Origin of the sequence: Rhodococcus sp. PvP016 (assembly GCF_017832185.1) — a bacterium.
Classification (GTDB): Bacteria; Actinomycetota; Actinomycetes; order Mycobacteriales; family Mycobacteriaceae; genus Rhodococcoides.
Map to the genome: position 1 here is coordinate 1,528,414 of NZ_JAFIBH010000001.1, position 12,672 is coordinate 1,541,085.

At 65.3% G+C, this 12,672-nt stretch carries 12 protein-coding genes; 4 read left to right on the forward strand and 8 right to left on the reverse strand.

Annotated features, from left to right (window positions below; genetic code table 11):
- Positions 1 to 68: 68 nt before the first annotated feature.
- Positions 69 to 590: a hypothetical protein gene (locus tag JOE30_RS07050; RefSeq protein ID WP_204869969.1), complete on the reverse strand. Its 522-nt coding sequence runs from the start codon at positions 588 to 590 to the stop codon at positions 69 to 71.
- Positions 591 to 799: 209 nt separating this feature from the next.
- Here JOE30_RS07050 and JOE30_RS07055 point away from each other — a divergent pair, with 209 nt between their 5' ends.
- Positions 800 to 1,498: a hypothetical protein gene (locus tag JOE30_RS07055; RefSeq protein WP_204869971.1), complete on the forward strand. Its 699-nt coding sequence runs from the start codon at positions 800 to 802 to the stop codon at positions 1,496 to 1,498.
- Between the two features lie 130 nt (positions 1,499 to 1,628).
- Here the strand turns inward: JOE30_RS07055 and JOE30_RS07060 are convergent, their stop codons facing one another.
- From JOE30_RS07060 to hxlB, 4 genes are all read right to left on the reverse strand, one after another.
- Positions 1,629 to 2,924: an MFS transporter gene (locus tag JOE30_RS07060; protein ID WP_204869973.1), complete on the reverse strand. Its 1,296-nt coding sequence runs from the start codon at positions 2,922 to 2,924 to the stop codon at positions 1,629 to 1,631.
- A gap of 108 nt (positions 2,925 to 3,032) precedes the next feature.
- On the reverse strand, positions 3,033 to 3,899 hold the full coding sequence (locus JOE30_RS07065) for a DMT family transporter (RefSeq protein WP_204869974.1): 867 nt from the start codon (positions 3,897 to 3,899) through the stop codon (positions 3,033 to 3,035).
- 350 nt (positions 3,900 to 4,249) lie between these two features.
- Positions 4,250 to 4,879: a 3-hexulose-6-phosphate synthase gene (hxlA, locus tag JOE30_RS07070; protein ID WP_204869975.1), complete on the reverse strand. Its 630-nt coding sequence runs from the start codon at positions 4,877 to 4,879 to the stop codon at positions 4,250 to 4,252.
- A gap of 54 nt (positions 4,880 to 4,933) precedes the next feature.
- Positions 4,934 to 5,515: a 6-phospho-3-hexuloisomerase gene (gene hxlB, locus JOE30_RS07075; RefSeq protein WP_204869976.1), complete on the reverse strand. Its 582-nt coding sequence runs from the start codon at positions 5,513 to 5,515 to the stop codon at positions 4,934 to 4,936.
- Between the two features lie 189 nt (positions 5,516 to 5,704).
- On the opposite strand from hxlB, the gene JOE30_RS07080 reads away from it, so the two are divergent.
- Positions 5,705 to 6,940: a LuxR C-terminal-related transcriptional regulator gene (locus tag JOE30_RS07080; RefSeq protein WP_204870837.1), complete on the forward strand. Its 1,236-nt coding sequence runs from the start codon at positions 5,705 to 5,707 to the stop codon at positions 6,938 to 6,940.
- Here the strand turns inward: JOE30_RS07080 and JOE30_RS07085 are convergent.
- The 3 genes from JOE30_RS07085 to JOE30_RS07095 form a co-directional block, all read right to left on the reverse strand.
- On the reverse strand, positions 6,937 to 9,243 hold the full coding sequence (locus JOE30_RS07085) for an FdhF/YdeP family oxidoreductase (protein ID WP_371831711.1): 2,307 nt from the start codon (positions 9,241 to 9,243) through the stop codon (positions 6,937 to 6,939). The genes JOE30_RS07080 and JOE30_RS07085 overlap by 4 nt on opposite strands.
- 75 nt (positions 9,244 to 9,318) lie before the next feature.
- Positions 9,319 to 10,236, reverse strand: a complete 918-nt coding sequence (locus JOE30_RS07090) for a LysR family transcriptional regulator (RefSeq protein WP_204869977.1) — start codon at positions 10,234 to 10,236, stop codon at positions 9,319 to 9,321.
- Positions 10,237 to 10,279: 43 nt separating this feature from the next.
- Positions 10,280 to 10,621: a cytochrome P450 gene (locus JOE30_RS07095; RefSeq protein ID WP_204869978.1), complete on the reverse strand. Its 342-nt coding sequence runs from the start codon at positions 10,619 to 10,621 to the stop codon at positions 10,280 to 10,282.
- 162 nt (positions 10,622 to 10,783) lie between these two features.
- Here JOE30_RS07095 and JOE30_RS07100 point away from each other — a divergent pair, with 162 nt between their 5' ends.
- Positions 10,784 to 11,383, forward strand: coding sequence for a GNAT family N-acetyltransferase (locus JOE30_RS07100; RefSeq protein WP_307806092.1), 600 nt, complete (start codon positions 10,784 to 10,786; stop codon positions 11,381 to 11,383).
- Positions 11,380 to 12,579 carry an MFS transporter gene (locus JOE30_RS07105; protein WP_204869979.1) on the forward strand — a complete coding sequence of 400 codons (1,200 nt, stop codon included), beginning with the start codon at positions 11,380 to 11,382 and terminating at the stop codon, positions 12,577 to 12,579. The genes JOE30_RS07100 and JOE30_RS07105 overlap by 4 nt, the downstream gene beginning before the upstream one ends.
- The last annotated feature ends 93 nt before the right edge of the window (positions 12,580 to 12,672 follow it).

Sequence of the window (12,672 nt, forward strand, 5' to 3'; positions counted from 1 at the left end):
TCGACGGGCGCTCGCGGCAGGGGGAGGCCACCCGACGGTGTGCTGCGACGGGCGGCTGTGAGAAAGGGTTACCGGAGTCGGGCGGGTGGGCCGCGGGTGCCGTGCCCGGAGAGGTCGAGCAGACGCGCGGGTACGTCGACACGGATGACGGGTCGGGCTGGTCGGACCGTGTCGGTGTCGACGGCCGCCACGGCGAGAACGATCGGGAGGATGCGGCGCATCGCTCGCGCGGCGGCGATGATGCCGCGCTCGGCACCGTGCACGGCGACGGCGCCGATACCGACGGCGAGGATGTGCGCTGCGGCCATGCGGGGGTCGAGGGGTGGACCGTGGTGATGGCCGTCCACGACGGTGAGGGTGAGGTGTCCGAGTGCCTGCGCCGCGGCGAGTGCCACCACGAGGCGGCTCTTGCCGGACGGCACCGTCGAGACCATCCACCCGATGCCGGTGCAGACCGCGAGCAGTGCGACGGCGGCGGACTGCGACGGAAGCATGGCCCCACCGAGATCGTGAGCGGCGGCAGTGACGAGTACGGACAGCGCACCGACGACGACGCCGCGCAGAGGCGCACTGGTCGCCGGGGTGCTCACGGCCGGTACCCTACCCGCTGCTACGCGATGTAGTAGTTCCAGTGGCGGAGTTGGCGAGTTCTTTTCAGTGTGGGTGACGCTGACGCGGCCCATGTCGTCCGCGACCGACCGTCGCGTACGGGCGGCAGACGTCTGTGGTGCCGGTGTCGACACCCGCTGCGCGTGTACCGGGGCAGAATTGGCCACGCGACGCCACGGAGGAGAGGGCAATGGACGACGACACAGACGGTGACCGCGGCGGGCACCGGCAGCCGCACCCCTTGGCCGGCCTGGGAGAGCTGTCCCAGTGGATGGAGGTGTGCACCGACCTGGTGGCGGCGGACGGCGCCGCGGTGGTGTTCGCTGTCCCCCGCGATCCGGACACCCACCACGTGTTGTGTGCCACCGACACCACCGCCGAGAAGATCGCGGACGTTTTCTACGTCCACGGTTCCGGACCCCATCGGGCAGCGATGGTCACCGACGTCCCGCACGCAGTGACGGTCGCCGACCTCCGCCATCGAAGGAGATGGCCGCTGCTGGTGACCGAGCTCGACGCGTTGGGGGTCGGATGGGTGCAGGCGTATCCGGTCGGGCCCTCGGGATCCGTCGTGGGCACCGTGCAGCTCTACCGTCGGCATGTCCTCGGCGCGGTTCGGAGGTCGGATGCGGGCGATGAGTTCGTGACCGCGTTGGCCCGTGCCCTGGGAACCGGTGAGATCGCCGACGAGGTCCTGACGGTGCCGCCGGACCCGATTGCGGACGGCGGCACCGTGAACATCGCGATCGGCATCCTCGCCGCCCGCCACGCGCTGACCGTGGGGGCAGCGTCGGCGTTACTGCGCGCCGGCGCCTACGCCGGCCAGCGCTCCTCCGCCGAGGAGGCGTTGCGCGTCATCGATTCCCTCGGGACCGGCGAGCCCTGGTGATCGGAGCAGGCGCGAGGCCGTGGAGTCTCCCTCGTCCGATACATGCGTCTCACCCGAGTGGGCGCAGGCGCTGCGATGGCGTGCCACTGGTGCAGTGACTCGCGACTCCTGGCGAGCGGCGACCGCCGATTCACTTTCCGCTCGGGGTCCGAGCCTCGCTGGAGGACACGGCCGTCAGGTTCTGGCGACCGAGGCCTCGACTCAGCACCACTCCAGCAGCAGTGCATGCACCCGCCATCACCATCATCACGGCGACCGGTAGCCAGTTGTCGGTCCCGCCGATGCTCGCCTCGGCGACGACGGGGGTGAGTCCACCCGCGATCGCGAATGAGACCTGGTACCCGAACGAGACCCCGGAGTAACCCACCTCGGGAGGAAAGAGTTCCGACAGGAACCCCGCCAATGGTCCATACATTCCGGCAATGCAGGCGAAGCATCCGACGAATCCCAGGAAAGCAAGCCACCACGAACCGGAACCGAGCAATGGCCAGAAGGCGAAACCCCAGGCGGCCACACCTACCGCACCGACTGTGATCGGAATTCTGCGACCGACGAGATCCGATATGAACCCGGATCCGATCAGCATGGGAAGGTAGACGGCCTGGGCTGCCGTCGTCATGGCCAAGAGTTCACCGCTACTGAATCCGAATTGCTTCCCGTAGGCCACCGCGAAAACGAGAACCAGCGAATATGTTGCCGCGGTACCGATCGGCAGCGCAAACGACACGATCAGTTCGCGAGGGTAGTATCGGAAGATCTCGAGGAGGGGATGGCGGACGGTCCGATCGTCCTCCTTGGTGGCCAGGAACACCGGGCTCTCGTCGATGTTTCGGCGCAGCCAGAATCCGAAGACCAGAAGGAAAATGCTGGCAATGAAGGGAATTCGCCACCCCCAGGTCTCAAACTGTTGGGTGGTGGTGACTGCAGCGATGATTGCCATGGTTCCCGAAGCAAGCAAGAACCCGACGGCGGCAGAGGCGCTCGTCAGCGAGGTGAGAAATCCACGAAACCGTGATCGATGCCCGTGCTCGGCCATCATGAGTACTGCGCCGCCGTATTCGCCGCCCACGCCGATTCCCTGGATTATTCGCAGAATCACGAGAATCACCGGTGCGGTGATACCGATCTGTTCATAGGTCGGAAGTACCCCTGTGCCGAATGAGGCAACGCCCATCAGGACAAGCGTTACCGTGAGTATCTGCTTTCGTCCGATGCGGTCTCCGAGCCAACCGAAGACGATCCCGCCTATCGGCCGCGCCAGATAGCCGGCAGCGAAGGTGGCGAACGCCGCCAGGGTGCCCGCTGCGGGACTGGCTCCTGAAAAGAATGCCTTATTGATGACGAGGCTCGCCACCACTGCGTAGATATAAAAATCGAACCACTCGATCACTGTTCCGATGATGCTCGCCAGATAGGCCTTCTTCATTCCGTGACACCTTTCTCGACGGATCGCTTCGAGGAAAGGTAGTGGGGGTCGCGGTGAGCAAGCCAGTGGAGCATGTCCGGCTCATGGGCTGTCGGTTTGTGAATCTCCTCAAACGTGATGGGCGCCAGTGTGCCTTCGTCTCCACCAGCGGGGCCCGGCCCTGGAGCCGCCGACGAGGTGGAGCACCCCGATCGAGACGAGGATGAGGATCACACCGACCATCGCAGGCACGGTGAGTCGATCTCCGAGAACGAGGAATGCCAACACGGTGGCCGTGGCGGGTTCGATGAGTGTGGCGACGACCGCCGCGCTCGCCGGTGCGGTACGCAGACCGGAGTAGAGCAACAGATACCCCAGTGTCATGGTGACGACACCGAGGTAGGCAAGGGCGAGCAACGACGTGGTGTCGGAGGTCACGACGGGACCTGTCGACGCTGCGATCGGGAACAGGAACACGGCGCCGATCGCTGTGGTGGCCGTCGTGAGGGCAAGAGGCCTCACTCGTCCCGCCATACGCGTGCTCAGCACTGTCGTCACCGCGTACAGAACGCCCGAGCACGTGGCCATCCCCAACCCCAGCGCCCGATCACCGGAACCCGCGTCGCCGTGTTCTGCAGACGAGCTGACCAGAACGAGGCCGATCACCGCCGCGATGACGACGACGACCCGCCCGGTCGACGGACGTGCGCGTGCGCGCCAGCTCTCCCACGCCGTCACGAGTACCGTTGCCGACCCGAGGCTCAGAACCGTGGCGGTGCTGGAACCGACATGGGTGATCGAAACGAACCACAACGTCTGGTATCCGGCAATTCCTGCACCGATCATCGCGATTCGGGCCGGATGAGCGAGTATTGCCTCTCCTACCGAGCGAACCGACCCCAGGGACGCGGTGGCCACGACGAGCACGAGCGAGGCAATGGCGAGACGCTGCGCGCTGATGGCGATCGAGCTGAGCGCCGTGTGGGAGTGGATCATCTCGAAGGCTATGGGCGCTGTGCCCCAGAGAATTCCGGCAATACTGATCTGCGCGATTCCGCCCGGAGCGTTTCGGGCTCGAGGTCGGGTAGATGACATGACAACCTCCTGCGCGCAAGAACGACGCGCATCCGACGGACACCGGCACAGCACGTTCTCGCAACGGCGGCCCAGTGTCCCATGTCGGAAGCTGCTGCCTCACGCGGGGATCGGTCGTTCGTGACCGTACTTCGCTGTTACCGGGCGAGCGGCAACCCGCACGCGTCGGACGGCAGTCGCGGGGCACATACGTGCTCTCGACGCCGATGGCCCCGAACACAGGGTGCGGGGCCATCGGGTGTGGGTCAGGTCTACGTGGTGAGTGCGTCCTTCAGAGCCTTGGCCGCCGCCGCCGGGTCTTCGGCACCGTAGATGGCACCGCCGGCAACGGCGACATCGGCACCGGAATCCCGCACCGCGATGATGGTGTCGCCCTTGACGCCGCCGGCGATCGAGAACGGCACGCCTGCGATCTTGCCGTCGTCGAGCAGGGTCTGGATGGAGTAGTCGGGATGTGCCTGCTCGTCGAGACCGGCATGGATCTCGACGAACGAGACACCGAGCTCGGCGACTTCGCGGGCCCGTTCGACGCGGTCGGCGACACCGATCAGATCGGCGACGACCTTCTTGCCATGCTTCTGGCCGGCCTCGACAGCACCCTTGATGGTCGCGTCGCCGGCGGAGCCGAGGACGGTCACGATGTCCGCGCCGGCAGTGAAGGCGATGTCGGCCTCGAGGAACCCGGCATCGGCCGTCTTGAGATCAGCGAAAATCTCTTTGTCCGGATGCGCGGCCTTGATCGCCGACACCGCGCGAAGTCCCTCGGCTTTGATGAGTGGCGTGCCGAGTTCGATGATGTCGACGTACGGTGCCACCTTGTTGGTGAGCGTGAGGGCGTCGGCGGTGGTGAGCAGGTCGACTGCAACTTGGAGCTTGGTCATGGGTCTATTTCTCTTCTCTGTGTGTGAATTCGGATGTGGGGTCGATGTCGCGCGTCAGCCGAGGTTGGCGTGACGGGACCACAAGCGCTCCGCGGACTGATCGGCGTTGTGCCACAACGCATGGAACAGTGCGTCGAAGGACAGGAGAACCGCCTGTTCGAACAAACTCCCCGCGTACTGGCGGGTGATGGCACCACTGTGGTCCTGCTTGTCTGCCGCGGGCAGGAGGAGCACCTGGTCGGCTTTCTGTGCCAGAACGGATTCGGGCGCCGTGGTCACCGCGATGACCGAGGCTCGCACTGCGCGAGCAGTGTCTGCCGCGGAGACCACCGAACTGGTGCTCCCAGATCCGGATCCGGCGATCAGCACGTCGCCCTCTCCGATGGCGGGCGCGGTGACTTCGCCGACCACGTGCACCTGCAGACCGAGATGCATCAGCCTCATTGCGGCCATCTGCAGGGCCAGACCGGTCCTTCCGTTGCCGATGACGAATATCGCCCGCGCCGAGGTGATCGTGAGAGCTGCACGGTCCCAGGACGCGTGGTCGGTCGACGCCGACAGCCGTTGGTTCTCCTCCATCACGACTGTGCGCCCCACGTCGACACTCGTCGGGGTCTCACCGGTGATGATGGACATGGTCCTCCTTGTGTCGAGCCTGGTCGGTGGGTCTCCAAGACTGCCGGGCACCGTTCCTTCGCACACCCGGCCACTCGGCGTGTCGGCACTGGCCATTCGGTCAGGCCGATGATGGAAGCAGCGGACTAGGCTCGGCGCGTGGTCGACGCAGAGGAACCGCTGCAGTGTCAGGTGCATCGATGGGGCGCGATGCGTGCGGTCATCGATGGTCCGCTCCCGGACATCGCCTCTCGTTTCTCGAAGTTCCTCGCCAACGCGTACCCGCACGATGCGATCGTGATCTTCACTCGCGACTGCACCGGGCGGCCCCGGAAGGTCGCGGGCGCTCCGGAGATCGTGGACCGCACCACTATCGAGGAATTGGAGAACATCGAACAGGACGTCGTCCTCGGCGGGTTCGTCGATGAGACACGCGCGCTGGGTGGGATCGAGCGTCGAGTGTGGGCGTTTCGCGATGTCGGCGACACCCTGTTGATTCTGGTTCCTCACCGGTCACGATCAGGGGATGTCGATCCGACCACCATCGCCGCGCTGTTCGGTATCGTCGCGACGTCGATCCGACAGCAGGTGGCGCAGGCGAGTCCCGACTATCTCGCCGAGTCACGTGCTGCTTCGAGCGAACGTGCTCGCACGATCACCGAGCTGACCGAAGCGCACGAGGCGACCCTCGCCTCGATTCTGGCCACACTCAGGTCCAACGATCTCGACGATCGTCGTTCGCGCATCACGGCGAGCGAGACAGCGTCGGTGGCTCTGATCGCGCTTCGATCGGCGAGTGATGCCGACCGGACGTTGGCAGAAGAAGCCGTGACGACGGCGTTCGCCCGATTGCAGGGGGAGCTGCGGCCCCTTCTGCGCTCACGCGACATGGCTGTCGCCGTCGACTACATCGAGCCGCCGGCGGACGGGCGCGCGCTGCCCGGTGAGGTCGCACATGCCGCACGGGCGATGGTGCGTGCGATCGTTCTCGCGTTCGGGGCGCAACCAGTCCTGGACAGAGTGCGTATCGCGTGGGACTGCGACGGCGACAACGTCCTCATCGAGGTGCGTGACCACGGGCCGGGTGCTCTCGACAGCGTCGCGCTGGAGCGTCAACTGTCAGGGCGGTTGCGCACGCTGCACGGGGATCTGCAGATCGAGTCACTCGTCGGCTGGGGCAGCCGTGCAGCCTTACGAATACCGCTGGATCCGCCGACCACACGACCCGACGAGCATCTGGTGGCGATGCTCAACCCACGCGAGATCGAAGTACTGGCCCATCTCGGGGCGGGGAAGCGGAACCGAACCATTGCCGATGAACTGGGAATCAGCCCCAGCACCATCAAGTTTCACGTCGCCTCCGTCTTGAGGAAGCTCGGGGTGAGCAACCGCGGTGAGGCAGGCGCGATCGGCGTGCGCGCGGGAATCGTGCCGGACGGTGGCTAGTGCCTTGCGGGTTCCAGGCGGATGAGCACCGCCTTGCTCACCGGGGTGTTCGACCTGACGGCCACATGGTCCAGGGGGATCAGCGGGTTGGTTTCCGGGTAGTAGGCCGCGGCGTTGCCGACCGGTGTCGAATATGCCACGATCCGGAAGTTGTCTGCACGTCGTTCCTCGACCGAGCCGTCCTGCTGGGGCCACTCCGAGATGAGATCGACGAGGTCACCGTCGGAGAATCCGAGAGAGGCGATGTCGCTCTCGTTCACGAAGATCACCCGGCGGCCGCCCTTCACGCCCCGGTAGCGATCGTCGAGTCCGTAGATGGTGGTGTTGTACTGGTCGTGACTTCGCATCGTCTGCAGCATGAGTCGGTTCTGTGGGACATGCAGCCAGACCAGGTCGTTCACGGCGAAGTTCGCCTTCCCCGTCGCGGTCTCGAACGTTCTGGAGTCGCGGGGCGGGTGGGGGAGGCCGAAGCCTTCCTTGCGCCGCACTCTGGTGTTGAAGTCCTCGAAGCCGGGGATCACGCGCGAGATCGAGTCCCGGACGAGGTCGTAGTCGGCGGAGAACGATGCCCATGGCACCGTGTGGTCGGGCCCGAACAGGGTTCGAGCGATACCGCAGACGATCGCGACTTCGGACCGCATGTGCTCACTCGACGGCGGAAGGCTGCCGCGGGAGCGGTGGACCATCGACATCGAGTCCTCGACGGTGACGAATTGCTTCCCTGTCGCTTGCACGTCCCGGTCGGTACGTCCGAGTGACGGCAGGATGAGGGCGGTTCGTCCGTGCACCAGGTGGCTGCGGTTGAGCTTCGTCGACACTTGCACGGTGAGTGAGCAGTTCCGTAGGGCGGTCTCGGTGACGTCGGTGTCGGGTGTGGCGGAGACGAAGTTGCCTCCCATGGCCATGAACACCGACGCGCGTTCGTCCAGCATGGCGCGGATGGAGTCGACAGCGTCGAGACCGTGCTCACGCGGCGAGGTGATGCCGAACTCGGTGTCGAGGTCGTCGAGGAACGCGTCGGGCATCTTCTCCCAGATACCCATGGTGCGGTCGCCCTGGACGTTGGAGTGGCCGCGAACGGGGCAGACGCCGGCACCGGGTTTTCCGATCATTCCGCGCATCAGCAGTAGGTTGACTGCTTCTTCGATGGTGGCGACTCCGTGCGTCTGCTGAGTCAGGCCCATCGCCCAGCAGATGATGGTGGCCTCGGATTCCATCAGAGCGCGCGCTGTGTCGTGCAGTTGTTCACGGCTCAGGCCTGTGGCGAGCACGACCGTGCCGAGATCGACTCGCCGGATGTGATCGAGCCAGTCGCCGAAGCCGGCGGTGTGGGAGTCGATGAAGTGCCGGTCGAGGACGGTTCCCGGCGCTCGGTCCTCGGCGTCGACGAGTAGTTTCGCCAGTCCTTGGAACAGTGCCATGTCACCGCCGATGCGGATCTGCAGGAAGTCGTCGGCGATCTGGACGCCGTCCCCGACGACACCGTGCACCTTCTGGGGGTCCTTGAAGCGCAGCAGTCCTGCTTCGGGCAGTGGATTGACGGCGATGACGCGCGCGCCGTTCTTCTTCGCCTTCTCGAGTGTCGAGAGCATGCGTGGGTGGTTCGTGCCGGGGTTCTGGCCGGCGATGAGGATGAGGTCGGCGTTCTCGAGGTCGGGTACGGTCACCGAGCCTTTGCCGATGCCGATGGATGCGGTCAGTGCGCTGCCGGACGACTCGTGGCACATGTTGGAGCAGTCGGGCATGTTGTTGGTGCCGAACGAGCGGATCATCAGTTGGTAGAGGAAGGCTGCCTCGTTGGAGGTGCGTCCGGACGTGTAGAACACCGCTTCGTGCGGGCTGGCGAGCGCGGCGAGCTCGTCGGCGATCAGTCGGTACGCGTCGTCCCAGCCGATGGTTTCGTAGTGGGTGGCGCCGGGGCGCAGCACCATCGGGTGCGTCAGCCGACCCTGCTGTCCGAGCCAGTACTCGGTGCGGTCCAGGAGATCCCGGACGGAGTGCGCAGCGAAGAAGTCCGGGCCGACAGTCCGCCTGGTCGCTTCTTCGGCGACAGCTTTGGCGCCGTTCTCGCAGAACTCTGCGTGCTTGCGGTGTCCGGGTGTCTCCGGCCATGCGCAGCCCGGGCAGTCGAACCCGTTGCGCTGGTTGAGCCTGGCGAACGACGCGGCAGTTCGCATCGCGCCCATCTGCTCGACGCCGCGCTGCAGTGAGACCAGCACTGCGGGAACGCCCGCGGCGTACGACTTGTTCTTCGTGACAACAATGCTGTCGTCGTCGTACTCGTGGTCCTCGGTACGCGCCATCAGCCGAACCTTCCAGTCACCGAACAGTGGACCGAGGATGCACGACCGAGATGCCGGGTGTCCAAGAAGCGAACGCTATTCCTCGATAGGGATTTCCGATGAGGTGCGATCGAGCGTCGCTGCCACCTCCTGCAGGGCCTCGGTCACCACCGACGGGGCTTCGGCGCGGGTGATCAGCCCGATCATCGGCGCAGGTAGGTCGAGAGTGTCCTCGAGTGGTGTCGATCTGGTCCCGGGAGGATCACCCAGCACCTCCACCCACCTACGGGGGACCACCGAGACCCACCTGCCTGTCTTGACGTGGGCGTACAGGGATGCCAGTGAGTCGGTCTCGATGTGCGCGACAGGTGACGCGCCGTGACGAGCGAAGGTCTCGTCCAGGATGCGGCGGACGCGCATGTTCGACGGCAGGGTGCACATGGGGAGTGTTGCGGCGTCGCTCCAGGACGCAGTGCTGCCTCGAGGCATGTTCGGATCGTCCGCAGTCAGAAGCGCGTATCGCTCACGGTAGAGGGGGAATATCCGGTGGCGCGAAGCATCGCCGTCGTCGACATACGTGATGCCGCCCTCCAATTCGAACCGGTTCAGCCGTGTCTCGATGTCGCGCGAGGACAGGTCGCCATGTATGCGAACGTGAATCAACGGGTGCCGCAGACTCAGTGGTGCAGTGATGTCCGCAGCGGCCACGGACGCGGTGGGAACCACTCCGAGGCGGAGCATTCCGGTGACACCGGACCGTAAGCTGGCGGCTGTGTGACGCAGTGACTTCTGGTTGTCGAGAATGGTCTCCGCCCAGCGGACGATCTGCGCTCCCTCGGCCGTCAGACCTTCGAACTTGTGGCCTCTCTCGATCAGCGGCACGTCGAGCTCGATCTCCAGCTTCCGAATCGCCTCCGACAATGTGGGTTGCGATACGCCGCAGGTGTCCGCAGCACGAGTGAAATGCTGTACACGAGAGAGTGTCACAAGGTATTCGAGCTGGCGGAATTGCACAGTTCATCCTGTCATTCGCCGCCGGCGATCCCACGGATACCCATCAGTGGAAAGTCAGGTGAAGGTCGAGTGTCCTCCACTGTGGTGCATGTTGAATGCTGTGGTACACCGGTTCCTCAGCCAGCTCGATGCTCGAGCACTGCCGGCTCACTGCTGTCAGTATGGTTTCCGCTTCCTGCCGCGCCAGCGGTTGTCCCATGCAGGAATGGAGTCCGGCGGCGAACCCCAGATGAGGACCTTCCTGTGGAGAGCGGTCGTAGTCGAAGACATCCGGGTTCGAGAACGCAAATTCGTCGTGGTAGAAAGGCAGTAATTCCACCTGGTTCGGTGCACCGGGTGTGCCCTCGTCGGGCAGGTCTGCGCGGTGACTCGTCGCAGGGATCATCGTCACAGTGTCCGACCGCCGAGATACCGGCGCACCAGACGGTGTGTCGCACGATCGGCTGTATGGGGTGACGGTCCGTCCTGTCGCCGAACACTCGCCGGTGGAGGATGATTCGATCGGCGCCGGTCGGTTCCGGATCGCACGGAGTCGAGGAGGTTGTCGGTGTCGGAGATCGAACCGGGCGTTCTGACAGTGCGCGGTGGCACTGCCGTCACGATCAGGGCCGCCCGCCGAACCGACCTCGGCGCTGTGGTCGATCTTCTACTCGATGACCCTCTCGGACGTGTTCGGGAGTCCGCCATCGATCTGCGGCCTTACGAGCAGGCGTTCGACATGCTCGCCGTCGACCCCAACCAACACGCGTTCGTCGTCACCGACGGTCGCGGGAACGGTGCGGAGACAGTCGTGGCCACGTTCCAGCTCGCGTTCCTGACCGGCCTCAGCAGGCGGGGGACGCGACGTGCCCAGATCGAGAGCGTGCGTGTGGCGGCGGAGTGGCGTGATCGCGGGTTGGGTACAGAGATGGTGCGGTGGGCAGTCGATCTCTCTCGTCGGAACGGTTGCGGCATGGTGCAACTGACGACGGACAACAGCCGGCATGCTGCGCATCGATTCTACGAACGGCTGGGCTTCACGTCGTCGCACACGGGTTACAGGCTGGTGCTGGGCAGTTCGTCCTCCTCCGAGACCGTGCCGTCGTCAGGTACGAGCAGTGTCGACCACGGGGTGTCACCCGAGCGGCGAGAAGAGTCAGACCAGTGAGACCGGGGGCCCGGGGATTGGCAGCCCTCGCACTCGGGACGTTCGCGATCGGGACGAGCGAGTTCTTCGTCATGGGGATGGTGACCGTCCTGTCGGACTCCCTTCATGTCAGCGTGGCTGCTGTCGGGTCGTTGGTGACCGCCTACGCGGTCGGCGTCGCTGTCGGCGCTCCCGCGATGATCGTCGCCCTGAACCGCGTCCCTCGACGACGGGCACTCGAGGTGCTGCTCGCATTGTTCGTGTTGTCGCACGTCGTCGCAGCGTTCGCGCCCACGTTCGAGTGGCTCGTGGTGCTGCGATTCGTGGGTGGTCTGCCGCATGGGGCGTTCTTCGGACTGGCTGCGGTGGTCGGAACCACCCTGGTGCCTGCGTCATCCCACGGTCGTGCGATCGCGACGATTCTCGTCGGCGTGACGCTCGCCAACGTGGTGGGTGTGCCGGCGGCGACCGCGCTCGCTCAGAACGTGGGCTGGCGACCGGCTTTCGCCGTCGTCGCGATGATGGGTGGTGCCGCACTGATGGCGGTGCGACACGCGATCCCCGGCCGTCTCGACCTCCCCATGCCGTCCCTGCGCGCGGAGTTCGCCGGACTTCTCAACCGCCACAGCTTGCTCACCATAGCCACCGTCGCTGTCGGGTTCTCCGGCTTGTTCACGGTGTACGCCTTCATCGACCCGCTCATGACCCGTCATGTCGGCCTCTCCAGCCACCTCCTGCCCTGGGTCTTCGCCATCGTCGGTGTCGGCTTCACCGTCGGGACGATCGTCGGGGGATGGGCGACCGACCGTAGTGTGCGGTGGGCACTGACGGGAGGTCTTGCAGTACTCGCCATCTCGCTCACGGCTCTGGGCTTCGTCGGCGGTAGTGCGTGGGGTGCGATCCTGGTGCTCTTCGTGATCGGCGCGGCCTCGTTCGCTGCCGAGACACCTGTTCAGAAACGACTGATCGACCAGGCGCCCGACGCGCCCACCGTGGCGTCGGCGACCAATCAATCTGCGTTCAATGCCGCGAACGCGATCGGTGCCGGACTAGGAGGGGTGATCGTGGGTTCGGGATGGTCCCTGTCGGCACTGGGTCCCATGGGTGGAGCATGCGCCGGAGTGGGGCTGATCCTGGCATTGGTGTCGTTCACGACCGATGGAGATCCCGGAGGCCGAGCCCGTGCGTCGTCGACATCACTGTCTCCGCTCGGCTGACTGCAGCGAGTTGGACAAGGACGCGGGGTGACTCGGCCGCACCGGTCACGAAGCGGAGGTGTGATCACGATGCGGTGGAGTACACGAAGCACG

Coding starts and splice junctions, on each gene's coding strand:
- JOE30_RS07055 (WP_204869971.1), top strand. CDS start 800: ATGGACGACGACACAGACGGTGACCGCGGCGGGCACCGGCAGCCGCAC.
- JOE30_RS07060 (WP_204869973.1), bottom strand. CDS start 2,924: ATGAAGAAGGCCTATCTGGCGAGCATCATCGGAACAGTGATCGAGTGG.
- JOE30_RS07065 (WP_204869974.1), bottom strand. CDS start 3,899: ATGATCCACTCCCACACGGCGCTCAGCTCGATCGCCATCAGCGCGCAG.
- hxlA (WP_204869975.1), bottom strand. CDS start 4,879: ATGACCAAGCTCCAAGTTGCAGTCGACCTGCTCACCACCGCCGACGCC.
- hxlB (WP_204869976.1), bottom strand. CDS start 5,515: ATGTCCATCATCACCGGTGAGACCCCGACGAGTGTCGACGTGGGGCGC.
- JOE30_RS07080 (WP_204870837.1), top strand. CDS start 5,705: ATGCGTGCGGTCATCGATGGTCCGCTCCCGGACATCGCCTCTCGTTTC.
- JOE30_RS07085 (WP_371831711.1), bottom strand. CDS start 9,243: ATGGCGCGTACCGAGGACCACGAGTACGACGACGACAGCATTGTTGTC.
- JOE30_RS07095 (WP_204869978.1), bottom strand. CDS start 10,621: ATGATCCCTGCGACGAGTCACCGCGCAGACCTGCCCGACGAGGGCACA.